The sequence below is a fragment of the Streptomyces sp. NPDC005963 genome (genome assembly GCF_040638655.1).
GTDB lineage: Bacteria > Actinomycetota > Actinomycetes > Streptomycetales > Streptomycetaceae > Streptomyces.
Map to the genome: position 1 here is coordinate 142,169 of NZ_JBEXVD010000013.1, position 13,665 is coordinate 155,833.

Sequence of the window (13,665 nt, forward strand, 5' to 3'; positions counted from 1 at the left end):
CTGCGTACCCTCCTCATCGCAGCAGGATCTGGACGGTCTTGAGCTCCTGGAACTCCTCCAGACCGATCTGTCCGAACTCACGGCCCGTGCCGCTGTCCTTGTAGCCGCCGTGCGGCATGTCGTCGATGCCCGCCGTGTTGTAGCTGTTGACGAAGACCTTGCCGGTGCGGATGCCCTTCGCGACCCGGATCGCCGTGTCCAAGGAGTTCGTCCAGACGCCTCCGGCGAGCCCGTATGCGCTGTCGTTGGCGAGCGCGACGGCTTCCTCCTCGGTCTCGAAGGGGATCACCGCGAGGACCGGTCCGAAGACCTCCTCCTGGGCGAGGCGGGAGGAGTTGTCGACCCGGTCGAACACGGTCGGCTCCACGAAGTGCCCCTGCTTGAGGGCCGGGTCGGCGGGGGCGCCACCGCCGGTGACGAGATTCGCCTCGGAGCGTCCGAGGTCGATGTAGCCGAGTACGCGCTCACGCTGCTGCTCGCTCACCAGCGGGCCCATGGTGGTGGCCGGGTCCCGCGGATCACCGAGCACCTGGGCGCGGGCGTGTCGGGTGAGCTCCGCGAGGAACTCGTCGTGGATGTCGCGGTGGAGCAGCAGTCGGCTGCCGGCCGAGCACTGCTGCCCACTGTTGAACGTGAAGGCGGTCAGTGCGGTCAGTGCCGCGTCAGCCAAGGGCGCATCGGGGAAGACGATGTTCGCCGACTTGCCCCCCAGTTCCAGGGCGACCCGCTTGGTGTTGATGGCGGCGGAGCGCATCACGTCACGGCCGCTGGCGGTCGATCCGGTGAAGGCGATCTTGTCGATCTCCGGCGATGCGGAGAGATGGCGGCCCACGACCGCCCCGCGCTCCCGTTGTGAGGTGAGGACGTTGAAGACGCCGTCGGGCAGTCCCGCCTCGGTGAGGAAGCGGGCGAGGAGGAGCGCAGGACCGGGGCAGAGGTGCGACGGCTTGGCGATGAGGGTGCAGCCGGCGGCCAGTGCGGGGGCCAGCTTGCACACGATGCCGAGCAGTGGGAAGTTCCAGGCCGTGATGAGGGCGGCGACTCCGACCGGTTCGCGCAGGACGAGCCCGAGCGCGTCCGGGTTGCGGTCACTGACCGCCGAGCCCTCCGCGGACAGGGCGAGTCCCGCGTAGTAGTCCAGGCACCGCGCGGCGGCGGCCACTTCGCCGAGCGCGAGGGTGACGGGCTTGCCGGACTCCAGGACCATGCGCTCGGCCACGGTGGCGGCGTGCTCGGTCAGCAGCCTGGCCGTTGCGCTCAGCACCTGGAAGCGGACGCGGGCGGGAGCGGTGGGCCAGGGCCCGTGGTCGAACGCGTCTCGGGCCAGTGCCACGGCGTGGGCGGCGTCCGTCTCGTCGGCGTCGGCGAAGACGCCGGCAAGGGTGCCGTCGAAGGGACTGAACCGTTCGAAGACCTCACCGGACGCGGCGGGACGGTCGGTGCCGCCGAGCCAGAGGTCGTGGTGGGCGGGTCGGGGTTGGGACGTCATGGGAGATCCTCCGGGATCGGGGTGTTCGGGGGGTGCTCCGGGCTGGTCAGGTGTGGGTGAGGCCGCCGTCGCAGGCGATGGTCTGCCCGGTGATGAAGGCGGCTGCCGGTGTGCTCAGGAAGAGCACCAGACCGACGAGGTCCATCGGCACCTCTTCGCGCTGGATGCACTGGGAGGCGATGAGCCGTGCCTTGCCCTCCGCGGTGACCGTCTCGCGGGGCACCTCCGTGAACGTCCCCCCGGGCTGTACGGCGTTGACCGTGATGCCGTGCCCGCCCAACTCGCGGGCGAGTGAGTTGGTCATACCGGTGAGCGCTGCCTTCGACGTCACGTAGTGCAGATAGTTCTTGACGCCCAGGGGCACCGCACCGGAGACGATGTTCACGATCCGCCCCCAGCCCGCCGCCCGCATGTGTGGGGCGACGGCACGGGTGCAGAGGAACGCGCCGGTGACATTGACACCGAGGACCGCGTCCCACTCGTCGAGGGGGATCTCGTCGAACGGGCGCATCGCGAGACTGGAGAAGATGGCCGCGTTGTTGATGAGCACGTCGACGCGTCCGAACTCCCGGACGACCGACTCGACGAGCGCCTCCACGGATTCGGGGTCGGAGACGTCGGTCTCCACCGCGAGGGCCGTACCGCCCGCACGGGTGATCTCGGCGGCGACCGTGCGGGCGGAGTCACCGTTGATCTCGGCGATCACCGTGACCGCGCCCGCCGCGGCGAACTCCCGTGCGTACTCGCGGCCTATGCCCTGTCCGCCGCCGGTGATGATGACGACCCGGTCGCGGACGGCGAAGTCACGTCCGCGCGACACGTCCTCACGGGTGGCCGACTCCGGTGCGCTGACTGCGTTCATGCTCGCTCCTCGTGATGCGGATGGGTGTCCCGCGGAGTCCACTGGCACAGGCGCCAGGCTCCGCCGGGAGGGTCGTTGGGTTCGTCGGTGCCCGCCGTGACGGGCAGGTCGTCGTCGACGGTCTCGAAGACCGCCCGCAGGGGCATGTCGTGGATCAGATCGGCCGCGGTGGTGCCGACGAGGTTGCCGATGAGGATCGGCCCCTCCGTAGTGCGGACCGCGCCCACCAGATAGGGGGCCCGAATCCACGGGAAGTACTGCCGGTGGAACACCGTCCAGGCCAACAGCGTGCCCGTGCCGGACAGCTGTTCCCAGGAGCTCTCCTCCGCCAGACAATCCGGGCACACGGGCCCCGGTGGATATCTGAATCCCGCGCATTCGCCACAGCGCTGGAGGCGCAGCTCGCCCGCTGCCGCGTACCTCCAGTACGGAGCGTCGTAGAGCCCCGATGCCGGCTTCGGCCGTGGTGTTGCGGTCATGCGTCCGCCCTCCGGTAGACCAGCGAGGTCACCTTGCCGGCGACATCGGAGATGTACTGAGCGGTCCTGGCCTGCGGAATCTGCCGCTCACCGGCCTCTTGGCGCAGTTGGCGGACGCACTCTGCCTGGTGGCCCCAGCCCTGCATATAGCTGCCCGAGAGGTGCCCGCCGGCGGTGTTCACCGGCAGCCGACCGCCGGGGCCCAGACCGCCGTCGGCGAGCAGCCGCCCTGCGTCCCCCTCGGCGCAGAAGCCGAATCCCTCCAGGGCGAGGGGCACGTGCACGCTAAAGCTGTCGTAGACCTGGAGGACGTCCACGTCGGACGGGCCCGCTCCCGCCATCGCGTACACCTGCTCGGCGGCCTTGTGCTGTGCCGGACGGTAGAAGTCGACCAGTCGTGGCCGCAGGCTCGTGGCGTCCCGGTTGTGGTCGGCGCGACCGATGCCGCTCAGCAGCACCGCGGGGCGGCGAAGTCGACGTGCCCGCTCGGCGGTCGTGACGATCAGGGCCACACCGCCGTCGTTGATCAGGCAGTAGTCGAACAACCGCAACGGTTCGCAGATGTACCGGGCGGACAGGTAGTCGTCGATGTCCAGCGGGCCGCGCATGACGGCGTTGGGGTTGAGCCGTGCGAAGGCGCGTTGTGCAACGGCCACCTGGCCGAGTTCCCGCGCGGTGAGACCGGTGACGGCCTGGTAGCGGTTGGCGAGCAGGGCATAGAGCGCGCCTTGGGAGGTCAGGCCCCAGGGGGCGTAGTAGGTGTAGGCGAGGTGGCGGTCCCCGCCCATCGCGTTGTGTCCGCCGTAGGCGGTTCCGGCGGTGCGCTGGTCGTTGCCGTAGACGAGGGCGACGCACTCGGCCACACCCGTGTGGATGGCGAGGGCCGCCTTGAGGACGGCCTGCACGGCGTCCGCCTGGTCGGCCCAACGCACGTCCATGCCGAGCACTTCGCCGAGTCGTTCGCTCGCGGTGGCCGGTCCGGCGACGAGCCCGTCGATGTCCTCGCGGGTCAGTCCGCAGTCGTCGAGCGCTCTGCGGAAGGCGGTCGCAGCGTACCCGTAGGCGTCGAACCGGCGCTCCCCGCGCCGGGCCAGGGCGTAGTCACCGGGATAGTCACTCTCACCGACGCCCACGATGGCGATGTCGTCCCGCAGTGCGGCGAGCCGATCGGTTGCGGGCATGGTCAGCGCTCCCTTGCCGTGAGTGCGTCCTGGGCGGGGAGGTCCCGAGCACCGAACTCGTCGATGAGGCCGGGGTCGGGGAAACCGAGCCGAGGCATCACGCTGCGGACCTCGGCCGGTGTGGACTCCAGCCGGAACGGCGGGCCCAGCACGGTCCAGCGGCCACCGTCGGACGTCGGGCGATCGATGATCAGGTCCCGGGCGGCGGTCTGCTCCCGGGCGAGCACCTCGTCGACCGTGGCGACCGGGGTGCGGCGGCCACTCTCGTCGAGGACCGGGCCGGAAACATCGGCGACGATCGCCGCCTCTGGGGTGGGCGAACCGTTCCAGTTGCGGTGGGTCGCCCATGCGGAGCCGTCCTGCATGGCGAGGTCCAGCGTGGCTCCGGGACCACCGTGCGTCTCGCGGTGTTCGACGGCCGCCAGTACCCCGAGCAGTCCGAACAGGCCGCCTAGCTGGTCGGATACGGAGATTCCCGCCTTGGTGGGCACCCCGTCCACGACGGTCGTGCTCATCACTCCTGACATCGCCTGAACCACGGTGTCCAACGCGGGGCGGCCCGGGTATACGGTGTGATGGCCGAAGCCGTTGATCGAGCAGTAGACGAGGTGCGGCAAGGTGGCCTTCACCTGCTCCGGCCCGAAGCCCAGCCGCTCCAGCGAGCCGGGTTTCAGATTCTCGATGAGGGCGTCCGCGGATGCCAGCAGATCCCAGAGTGCCGCACGGTCGCGCTCTTCGCGCAGATCGAGCACGAGCCCTCTCTTGTCCGTGTTGAGCAGGGCGAACACATATGCCTGGCCGTCCGGGCGCAAGGGGGCGTTGTGACGGTTGGAGTCGCCCCGGGGCGGTTCCACCTTGATGACGTCGGCGCCGAGCGCGCCCAGTTGCTTGCCCGCCAGTGGACCCACCGTGTTCATCCCGATCTCGACCACCCGGATGCCTTCGAGTGGTTTCGCCGGCGGTGAGTGTCCGATACCAGGGCGGCCGTGGGACCTGGAGCCGGTGTGCCGATCCGGCTCGGGTGCATGGGCCGGTGGGTCGGAGTGTGGACGTTGCTGCTGGTCAACGGCGGTGCGCTGGGCCAGCAGGCCCATGATGTGCTCCCGGTCGGCATCGCGCGCCGGGATGCGCGGAGTCGTGCTGTCCGCCCTCCATCGCACCGGACAGCCGGGGAGCAACACCCTCCTACCGGTGCCCGGCTCGACAGCGGTCCGCACCATCGCGCGGTGCCTCAGATTGGGCTCGTCGGCCAGTTCCTCCACAGGAACCACTGGCCCGCTCGGGACCACCGCCTCGGTGAGGGCCTCGACACACTCCTGCACCGAGCGCTGTGCGGTCCAGGCACCGACCACCTCGTCGATGGCATCGGCGTTCTCCATCCGTCGGGTCGTGGTCGCGAACAACTCGTCGTCCACCAGTTCCGGACGACCCATCACCGTGCACAACCGCTCCCACTGTTCGTTCGTCGGCGCGCAGATCACCACCCACCCGTCCCCCGCGGGGTAGGCGTTCCACGGGGACAGCGTGGGATGCCGATTGCCGTTGCGCGTGGCCACGCGGCCCGTGAACGGCAGCGGGAGGAACGCCGCGAGTGCGTTCACCGCGACGTCGTACAGGGCGATGTCGACGTGCTGCCCGAGTCCGTGCAGCCGCCGGGCACGTAGTGCCGCGATGACGGCCGATGCGGCGTAGACGGCCGCTTCCATCTCCAGCAGCGGAGCACCGAGGAGTACGGGGAGCCCGTTGCGCTGCCCGGTGGTCGCGGCGACCCCGGCGAGGGCCTCCACCAATGCCTGGGAGCCCCTTGTTCCCGAGAGGGGCCCGCTGTGTCCGAACGCTGTGATGTCGCAGGCGATCTGCCGCGCGGGCCGTTCGGGACGACACCGGTTCGACCTTCCAGCCCCCGCGACACTGCCGTGCACGTCGGATGCGCGGCGGACGGTGCGATCGGCGTCACCGTCGAAATCGCTGGAGAACAGCACGATGTCGGCAGCGTGCATCAGCTCCGCGTAGGTCTTCCTGCCCTCGGGCGTCCCGTGGTCGATGACCACGCTCCGCTTGCCGGCTGCCGTGACCGCCCTGTCCGTCCACTTGTGGTCCGTCCGGGGGAGTGTCGGTTCCACGAGCAAGACCTCCGCCCCGAGTTGTGCAAGGAGCCCCCCGCACGCCGCGACGGCGGTGCGAGCTCCGACCTCCACGACCAGGACATGTCTCAGGAGCCCGGCGTTCCCTAGAGCCTCAGCCATGTTCCACACCTTAATGTGCGCAGTGCGCACATTGCGTGCGCGTTGCGGTGAGGTTACGACACGAAAGGCGGACTCGTCTAGAGAAAACGCCCGCGAATGCCATGAGTGATGGCGAGACGTCCAAGGCGTGACGAACACGACCGACCGGTGAAGGGCGACAGCGTCCACGACGACGAGCCCGCCCGCGCGGCCCTTGTCGGCGATGGACCGAACATGCCCACGACACAGCTCTCCCGGGCGGCCGAGAGCCGGGGAAGCACCACGGCAGCACGATTCCGCTTCGCGGCGAGGCAGCGGCGAGAGGAGAGAACGGCGAGAAGGAGAGAACGGCGCGAAGGCGAGAACTGCGTCCGTCTCCGCCGGGCCCTGAGCTGAGCGGGGAGACCGGGACCGGTTCGCAGGCGGTCAGGGACGGTCGGAGACTCCGTCAAGAGCACGACGCGGGAACGGACGCCTGAGGCGAGTCATGGGAGAGCACTGCTCGGGCGCAGAGAGTGTCGAGCGCTCCTGGATGAGGGAGCGCGTGGAGCGCCGCCCTATCCGGAGGTGGCAGCCTTGTAGCGACTCCAACGCCTGTGGTGCCGGCCGAGCCTGGCCCGGCACCCACTGCGACCGCTTCCCTGCCCCCAACCCAACAGAGGCGCCCGGTCGGAACGGGTGTTGTCAGGCGTCCGGCCTGTTCGTAGGGGGTCGTGGCACAACACTCTTCGACCGCACGGCCCTTGTGGCCCCGGTTCGGTCCGCGCGTGGCGGTTCGGGCGCCCGACCGGGGGAGCGGCGTCCCGTTCGATCCTGCCCCTCGCGGCGGTACTCGCTGGGCGTGACGCCATAGGTGGCGCGGAAGAGGCGGCTGAAGTGGGCCAACGAACTGAATCCACACAGGGCGGCCACCGTACGGACCGGAGTCGCGCTGCCGCCAGGATCGGCCAGAAGGGAACGGGCGCGCTCAAGCCGCTGCGCCCGTATGTAACCGGACACGGTGAAGTCTCCGTGCTGGAAGACACGATGGAGCTGCCGGACGGAGAGGTGATGGGCACCGGCCACCGAACCCACGGTCAGCTCCGGGTCGTGGAGGCGTGCATGGATGTACGAGCGGATCCGCACCTCCACGTTCCTCTCCCGCACCTCGATCGGCAGCCCGACTTCCGACTCGACCTCGTGGGCGATGAGGCCCGACAGCAGATCGAGCAGAACCGTTCGGAGCCGCGGGGCGTCGGACGGACGGTAGTCGGAACGGTCGGAATCCAACGAGGTGAGGAACTGTGCCAACAATCCGCCGAAGCCGACCTCGGCCGACAACGACCGACCGAGCACCGAGGCCAGCGCACCGTGCCGCGGAGGGTCCAGCAGCAGACGAGGGACCTCGACGCCGATCGCCCGCACCGGTCCATCGGAGCGACTGCTGGTCACGTTCGAGGGCAGGGAAGTGTCGAGCAGATAGAGCCCGTGAGCGCGGTGAACGCTGCGCCGCCCTGCGTGCTCGGTGCGCAGCGGACCACAACCCGGGAGCAACAGGGTCAGATGGTACTGCTCCGGGTCGGAGCGTCTAATGAGCCGCGGGTTCCTCACATAGCGGCACGGGTCGGAAGCCATCGGCCAGACCGCAACTCCGTCCAGCCGAATCAGCCGCTGGTGCGCCGTGAACGACTCCCCGGAGTGGGCGCTGCTGCCCTGAGGGTCGACGTGCACTTCCAACGGTGCGATCGTCTGCCCCACGCACTGCTGCCATGCGTCCATGCGGTCGGCTGCCGGTACGTCGTCGGTGCGAAACACCGTCTGGCTCAACATCGCTGCCGTTCCCCTCGCGCGGCACAGCGATGAGATCCGAGCCGCTCACCGCCGATTCCGCTGGTCTGTCGTGCCCAACGATGCGGACCGGAACGGTTCGTTGTCCACTGCGGCGCCCGACCGCACCGGTGAGGCGTCGTGCAGTGGGGGCAGAAGCCCATCTGGTCATCTGGTCATGTGGGCGGGAAGCGGGTCACCGGCAGAACCCTCGTACGCTTCCCGTCATGACCATCACACCGGCCCGCACACCGGGCCTCGCCGAACACCTCAAGGACAAGGGCGCAGCCATGCGCGCCGCCGCCGGCCGTCGCCCGCACGACTCCGACTGGGATGAGGAGATCGGGGCCGTGTGCGTTGCCGACGATGCCACCGGCGTACGCAAAGTCCGCATCGGCGACTGGTCGTTCATCGGTGACGGCGGCCCGGACATCGGGGGTTTTGGTCTCGGCCCGTCCTCGCCGGAACTGCTCTGCGCAGTGATCAGTACCTGCCTGACGCACACCCTGATGTGCATGGCGGCGCTGGATGACATCCCGATCGATCGGGTCGAGGTCCAGGTCCGGGCCCGCAACAACGACGCACGGTTCTTCGAAGTGCCGTCCGACGCCCCGGACGTGCCCCACGATCTGAAGGCGACCGTCCTCCTGACGGGCCCGAGTTCACCCGAGCAGTACGCCACCCTCATCGCGGCTGCCGACGAGCGCTGCCCGATGCTGAAGATGGTGCGTTCCCAGCACACCATCGCCCTGCTCACGGCGCCGACCGCGAGCGCCGACTGATCCCGTTCCGACGCCGGGGCGGCAACCGGTAGGCGACAGGGCGCCGACACTCCGGCGGCTATGGCGGGGGTATGTCCCTGTTGTCTTCGCTCCTCCGTTCGGTTCCCGGCCCATCCCCGTGGCTCCTTCCATGGGGGTGGGCCGTGGCAGCGAGGAGGTCGTCTTGACTGCGGGCTCCGTCCAAGTCAGCCTCGCTCACGGGCGACGGCGCAGTGCGCGCGGCTGCATTCCCGGCGGAGGAGGAACGATGGAGTGGTGGCACCTGGTCGACGGCGCGAGGCCCGTGCCCGATCCCGTGGCCACTTCCTTCGTTTGGACGGCCGCGTACGCCGGCGCCTTCGGGCTGGTGAGCTTGTTCGACCTGCTCGGAGTCCTGGACCACACGGGGCTCGCACTCGCCGCGCTGGCCCTGTTGGCCGCATTGCTCGGGGTCCGGGGACGCTTCGCCGCAGCACCGGGGACCGCACTTGTGTGTTGGGGATTCCTGAACGTCTTCGCGACCCATCCCATCGGTGAGATCTCCTGGGCCGGCCATCGCGACCCCGAGTGGATCGCCTGCCTGTTGGCCGCCGCCCTCATCGGCACGGTGGTCGGCCGAGTCCGGCACGCGCGGGCTGCCTATCGCCGCATCACCCCGTTCGAGGACGCCGACTGACCCTCCGGTCCGGGTGGCTTTCCGGCCGACTTACGGCCAGGGCGGTGCTCGCCCCAAGAACCAAGGAGCCGCCGTGGTTCAGGAGGGCGGGCGGAGTGCGTTGTCGATGGTGCGGCCGGTGAGGCGGCGGGGTCGGACGGCGATCCACAGATCGCGGTGACCACCCGCCCAGGCGAGGTCAGCGGCCCGGGCGTCCAGGTCCCGGATCTGGTCCGGAGCGGTGATCTCCCGCCCCTCACCGACCGCGAGGACGCTCCAGCCCGTACGGAACGCATCGTCGATCCGGTCCACCTCGAAGGCGATCTCCGCACCGGCAGCCGCGGCGGGCACGCTCCCGGACATCGTCCGATAGACGATCTCCTCCCCGCTCATCACATAGTTGACCGGGACGACCGCCGGCCCCTCGTGGGTCGTGACGGCGACTCGGCCCACTCCCGCCCGGGCGAGCAGCGAACGGCACTCCGCAGGGTCCAACTCCCGCAGCCTGGCGCCGCCGCCGGCGGAACCCCCGCCCGGCGGACGGTCGGCGGAGGCGCCGGTGAGTTCGGGAACCGTCGTGCTCAGGGCGTCGGCGAGCCGCAGCAACACTCCCATGCCCGGAGCCGCCGCGCTCTCCTCGATGTACTGGACGAAGCCGGGGACGGACCCGGTCCTCTCGGCGAGTTCCTCGCGGGACAGGCCCAGTTCACGTCGGCGAGCGGCCACTCTGCGCCCCAAATCGGGGGCGGACCTGGCCGGGTCGCCGGATTCCTCCGGTGGAGGCGTTCCCGAGGTCACGGCGTCCTCCTTCGCTGAACCGATGGTGGGTTGTGACCGGATAGTCCGACGGGCGGCCTGTCAGCCTGGCCGTCGTCAGACGGGCTGGGCGGTGTCGAGTGCGCCGTGCGGATTGAGGACGTACTTGCGGCTGGCCCCCTGATCGAACTCGGCATAGCCGCGCGGGGCGTCCTCCAGGCCGATCACGGTCGCGTTGACGGCACGGGCGATGTGTACGCGCTCGTTGAGGATGGCCTGCATCAGACCGCGGTGATAGCGCATGACGGGGCACTGACCGGTGGCGAAGGTGTGGCTCTTGGCCCACCCCTGGCCGAGCCGCATCTTCAGGGTGCCGGTCCGCGCGTCCTGGTCGACGCCACCGGGGTCGTCGGTCACATAGAGACCGGGGATGCCGAGTGCGCCGCCCGCCCGAGTCAGACCCATCAAGGAGTTGAGGACGGTCGCGGGCGCCTCCTCCGAGTCCTTGCCGTGCGCACGGGCCTCGAAGCCGACGGCGTCGACGGCCGCGTCGACCTCCGGTTCGCCGAGGATCTGCTCGATCTGCTCCTGGGCGGTGCCCCGGGTCAGATCGACGGTTTCACAGCCGAAACTGCGCGCCTGCGCCAGGCGTTCGGCGTTGAGGTCTCCCACGATCACCACCGCCGCGCCCAAGAGTTGGGCGGAGGCAGCCGCGGCGAGACCGACCGGCCCGGCTCCGGCCACGTACACGGTGGAGCCCACCCCGGTGCCGGCGGTGACCGCGCCGTGGAACCCGGTGGGGAAGATGTCGGACAGCATCGTCAGGTCGAGGAGCTTGGTCCGCGCCTGGTCGGGGTCGGGGAAGCGCAGCAAATTGAAGTCCGCGTACGGGACCATCACGTACTCCGCCTGCCCGCCGACCCAGCCGCCCATATCGACATATCCGTATGCGGCTCCCGGGCGGGCAGGGTTCACATTCAGACAGATGCCGGTCTGGCGCTCCTTGCAGTTGCGGCATCTGCCGCAGGCGATGTTGAACGGTACGGAGACGACGTCCCCGACCTGGACGAACTCTGCGTCCGGTCCGCGTTCCACCACCTCGCCGGTGATCTCGTGCCCGAGGACCAGACCCGCCGGGGCGGTGGTCCGTCCGCGCACCATGTGTTGGTCGCTGCCGCAGATGTTGGTCGCCAGGACCTTCAGGATCACACCGTGCGGACACTTTCGCCCCACGTTCTCGCGCGCCACCCCAGGGCCGTCCCGGAGTTCCAGTCCTGGATAGTCGGTGTTCTCGATCTTCACCGTTCCCGGCTTCACATAGGCCACTGCCTTGTTCCCGGTCACACCACGTCACCTCCATGCCCCTCGGCGGCCGCGCGAGTCGACGCCCCCGGGGACTCCGCGTACCGTTCGAGTCTCCTCCTCGACCGGTAAACACGCAGCCCGGCAGATAAAACCGGTGGCAAGCTCTGCCCAAGGCCCTGTTCCGCAGCTTCGGGGACCCGATTTACACAGAGTGACGATTCGTCACTGAAATGCCGTGCGATTCTCCTCAGATCGCAAGGGCGGGCAGCCGACCGGCTGCCCGCCCCCTGGATCGCTCGTCGTCGGCCCCGGGCGTCCGAGGCCGACCGTCAGCGGATGGCCTTGATCAGGTCACTGTTCAGGGTGTCCCCGCTCAGATCCCCCAGGAAGCTGCCCCCAGGCCCTGGCGCTGTCCATGGACCGTCTTCCGGCGACGGTCTCCGGGGTGTCATGGGGATTGCGGCGTGAACACGGCCGCTTCGCGCGCACCGTAGGAGAGCACGATCACCTGCTCAACGGCTCCTATCGGGAAATCAGACCGCGGCCGTGCTCGTTGCGAGCGTTCTCCGCTGACCCGTAGATCACCCCGAGCCACGATCAACACCATGTGTATGCCGTGCGGATGCAGCCGGGTTCAGGCGATCAGCCTGTTGTTGCCGGCGCAGCCGAACCCTCCGCCCTCCATGCACACCTTGATGTAAACCGGAACGCCTTCGGGGATGCTGAGGTTGGACGTCACCGCCGTGCTCACCTTCCATGTGGCCTTCTTGGACCAGCCGCTGGACGAGTGGGTGTAGAGCTCGAAGACCGCCTTCCAAGAACGCCAGGTGTTCTGCATGACGACCTTCTCGCCATCGGCCTGAAATGCGATGCGGGCGTACTCGCCTGAGTTCGCCGTGATGCGGACGGCACCGCTGACGCCACCCGCATCGCCATCGGAGACGTCCCGAGTGCAACTGGGAGTCACACCGGAAGCCGTGGTGTTGGTAGTGCAGGTGATGGCGACGGGAGCTGCTTGGGCAGGTCCTGCCAACAGCAGAGGGCCGGCAAGGGTGGCGGCTGCTACGGAGAGAACCGAGCTCTTCCTGATCTTCGATGTGCGAACCATGCGGCGATCATAGGAAGGGAGACGGCGCAATCCCGAGCTCCTCGAATGGCGGAGGAAGCCGGTTAGACAGCTCCGACCAGGGGAAACGCCCTCAAGTCCGCTTCTCGGTCGCACGGAGAGACGGCGCGCACGGTCAAACGGTAGGCGCTCCTGGGCAACAACCGGATGGTGCTCGCCGTCCGCGAAACCAACGCAACCACCGGCCGGTGGTTGGGTCGGCCACGTGGCTCGCGCCCATCGGAGTGCTGACGGAAACCGGTACCGCACTGGCCGGAAAGGGCAGAGACTTGTTCCATGGATGACATGGCTGACATGGCGGAGTTCCGGGAAGCGGCCACTGCATGGGCGGCCGGTGGCATCGGTGACCGCGCGCGAGAGTTGGCCGCACGACTACCGGTCCGCACGGTCGTCTTGCTCGAAGGACCCAGCGATGTCGCAGCGGTCAACGCGTTGGCCTCGATCCGCGGCAGGAATCTGGAAGCCGAGGGGGTCTGCGTACTGTCGATGGGCGGTGCGATGAGCGTCGCACGCCATGCGCGCCTCCTCGGACCGTCCGGCCTTGGCCTTCGGCTCACAGGACTGTGTGACGAGGCGGAGCGCCGCTACTACGCCAGTGGATGGGAACGGGCCGAAGCGGCAGACCACGGAATCTTCGTCTGCGCGGCAGATCTGGAGGACGAACTCATCCGTGCACTCGGCGTCGCCCGCGTGGAGGAACTCGTTCAACAGGAAGGCGACGTGCGTGCGCTCCAGACCTTCCTGCGGCAACCCGCACACCATGGTCGCCCCCGCCACCAGCAGTTGCGGCGCTTTCTCGGCACGAAGAAGGGCCGCAAGATCCGCTACGGACACGTTCTCGTCGAAGCTCTCGAACCCGACCGCGTACCCGGCCCGCTCGACGATCTGCTCTCCAGTCTCTGACCGCTGAACGGAACCACCACCACGGCTGTTGTCAGACGCGTGCGGCACCCTGCACGTATGAACCCCGCTGACTGCCTTGATGTGATTCGAACCGACGGTGACGCTCTCATCGTGGCC

At 69.0% G+C, this 13,665-nt stretch carries 12 protein-coding genes; 3 read left to right on the forward strand and 9 right to left on the reverse strand.

Features of this window, described 5'->3' with window-relative positions:
• Positions 1 to 13: 13 nt before the first annotated feature.
• The 6 genes from ABZ348_RS19405 to ABZ348_RS19430 form a co-directional block, all read right to left on the reverse strand.
• Positions 14 to 1,489: an aldehyde dehydrogenase family protein gene (locus ABZ348_RS19405; protein ID WP_358934578.1), complete on the reverse strand. Its 1,476-nt coding sequence runs from the start codon at positions 1,487 to 1,489 to the stop codon at positions 14 to 16.
• A gap of 46 nt (positions 1,490 to 1,535) precedes the next feature.
• Complete coding sequence (locus tag ABZ348_RS19410; protein ID WP_358934580.1) at positions 1,536 to 2,351, reverse strand: SDR family NAD(P)-dependent oxidoreductase; 816 nt, start codon at positions 2,349 to 2,351, stop codon at positions 1,536 to 1,538.
• The gene (locus ABZ348_RS19415) at positions 2,348 to 2,830 is read right to left on the reverse strand and encodes an OB-fold domain-containing protein (protein WP_358934582.1); all 483 of its coding nucleotides are present in this window, start codon (positions 2,828 to 2,830) and stop codon (positions 2,348 to 2,350) included. Before ABZ348_RS19415 ends, ABZ348_RS19410 begins: the two co-directional genes overlap by 4 nt.
• Positions 2,827 to 4,011, reverse strand: coding sequence for a thiolase family protein (locus tag ABZ348_RS19420; RefSeq protein ID WP_358934584.1), 1,185 nt, complete (start codon positions 4,009 to 4,011; stop codon positions 2,827 to 2,829). The genes ABZ348_RS19415 and ABZ348_RS19420 overlap by 4 nt, the downstream gene beginning before the upstream one ends.
• 2 nt (positions 4,012 to 4,013) lie before the next feature.
• Entirely contained in the window at positions 4,014 to 6,257 is a 2,244-nt protein-coding gene (locus ABZ348_RS19425) for a CoA transferase (protein WP_358934586.1), read from the reverse strand.
• 663 nt (positions 6,258 to 6,920) lie between these two features.
• Positions 6,921 to 8,045 (reverse strand): AraC family transcriptional regulator, encoded by a 1,125-nt coding sequence (locus tag ABZ348_RS19430; RefSeq protein ID WP_358934588.1) that lies wholly within the window; start codon positions 8,043 to 8,045, stop codon positions 6,921 to 6,923.
• A 224-nt stretch (positions 8,046 to 8,269) separates the two neighbouring features.
• Between ABZ348_RS19430 and ABZ348_RS19435 the strand changes: the two genes are divergently transcribed.
• Complete coding sequence (locus ABZ348_RS19435; RefSeq protein ID WP_358934590.1) at positions 8,270 to 8,824, forward strand: OsmC family protein; 555 nt, start codon at positions 8,270 to 8,272, stop codon at positions 8,822 to 8,824.
• Between the two features lie 247 nt (positions 8,825 to 9,071).
• Positions 9,072 to 9,479 carry a hypothetical protein gene (locus ABZ348_RS19440; protein ID WP_358934592.1) on the forward strand — a complete coding sequence of 136 codons (408 nt, stop codon included), beginning with the start codon at positions 9,072 to 9,074 and terminating at the stop codon, positions 9,477 to 9,479.
• A gap of 78 nt (positions 9,480 to 9,557) precedes the next feature.
• Here ABZ348_RS19440 and ABZ348_RS19445 read toward each other — a convergent pair whose 3' ends face one another.
• The 3 genes from ABZ348_RS19445 to ABZ348_RS19455 form a co-directional block, all read right to left on the reverse strand.
• Positions 9,558 to 10,256, reverse strand: coding sequence for a pyridoxamine 5'-phosphate oxidase family protein (locus ABZ348_RS19445; RefSeq protein ID WP_358934593.1), 699 nt, complete (start codon positions 10,254 to 10,256; stop codon positions 9,558 to 9,560).
• Positions 10,257 to 10,331: 75 nt separating this feature from the next.
• On the reverse strand, positions 10,332 to 11,558 hold the full coding sequence (gene fdhA / locus ABZ348_RS19450; RefSeq protein ID WP_358934595.1) for a formaldehyde dehydrogenase, glutathione-independent: 1,227 nt from the start codon (positions 11,556 to 11,558) through the stop codon (positions 10,332 to 10,334).
• A gap of 595 nt (positions 11,559 to 12,153) precedes the next feature.
• Positions 12,154 to 12,627 (reverse strand): hypothetical protein, encoded by a 474-nt coding sequence (locus ABZ348_RS19455; RefSeq protein ID WP_358934597.1) that lies wholly within the window; start codon positions 12,625 to 12,627, stop codon positions 12,154 to 12,156.
• Between the two features lie 303 nt (positions 12,628 to 12,930).
• On the opposite strand from ABZ348_RS19455, the gene ABZ348_RS19460 reads away from it, so the two are divergent.
• Entirely contained in the window at positions 12,931 to 13,548 is a 618-nt protein-coding gene (locus ABZ348_RS19460; RefSeq protein ID WP_358934645.1) for a TOPRIM nucleotidyl transferase/hydrolase domain-containing protein, read from the forward strand.
• The last annotated feature ends 117 nt before the right edge of the window (positions 13,549 to 13,665 follow it).

What these genes read in the sequence shown, in the direction of transcription:
- ABZ348_RS19405 (WP_358934578.1), bottom strand. Translation starts at nt 1,489, where the DNA reads ATGACGTCCCAACCCCGACCCGCCCACCACGACCTCTGGCTCGGCGGC.
- ABZ348_RS19410 (WP_358934580.1), bottom strand. Translation starts at nt 2,351, where the DNA reads ATGAACGCAGTCAGCGCACCGGAGTCGGCCACCCGTGAGGACGTGTCG.
- ABZ348_RS19415 (WP_358934582.1), bottom strand. Translation starts at nt 2,830, where the DNA reads ATGACCGCAACACCACGGCCGAAGCCGGCATCGGGGCTCTACGACGCT.
- ABZ348_RS19420 (WP_358934584.1), bottom strand. Translation starts at nt 4,011, where the DNA reads ATGCCCGCAACCGATCGGCTCGCCGCACTGCGGGACGACATCGCCATC.
- ABZ348_RS19425 (WP_358934586.1), bottom strand. Translation starts at nt 6,257, where the DNA reads ATGGCTGAGGCTCTAGGGAACGCCGGGCTCCTGAGACATGTCCTGGTC.
- ABZ348_RS19430 (WP_358934588.1), bottom strand. Translation starts at nt 8,045, where the DNA reads ATGTTGAGCCAGACGGTGTTTCGCACCGACGACGTACCGGCAGCCGAC.
- ABZ348_RS19435 (WP_358934590.1), top strand. Translation starts at nt 8,270, where the DNA reads ATGACCATCACACCGGCCCGCACACCGGGCCTCGCCGAACACCTCAAG.
- ABZ348_RS19440 (WP_358934592.1), top strand. Translation starts at nt 9,072, where the DNA reads ATGGAGTGGTGGCACCTGGTCGACGGCGCGAGGCCCGTGCCCGATCCC.
- ABZ348_RS19455 (WP_358934597.1), bottom strand. Translation starts at nt 12,627, where the DNA reads ATGGTTCGCACATCGAAGATCAGGAAGAGCTCGGTTCTCTCCGTAGCA.
- ABZ348_RS19460 (WP_358934645.1), top strand. Translation starts at nt 12,931, where the DNA reads ATGGCTGACATGGCGGAGTTCCGGGAAGCGGCCACTGCATGGGCGGCC.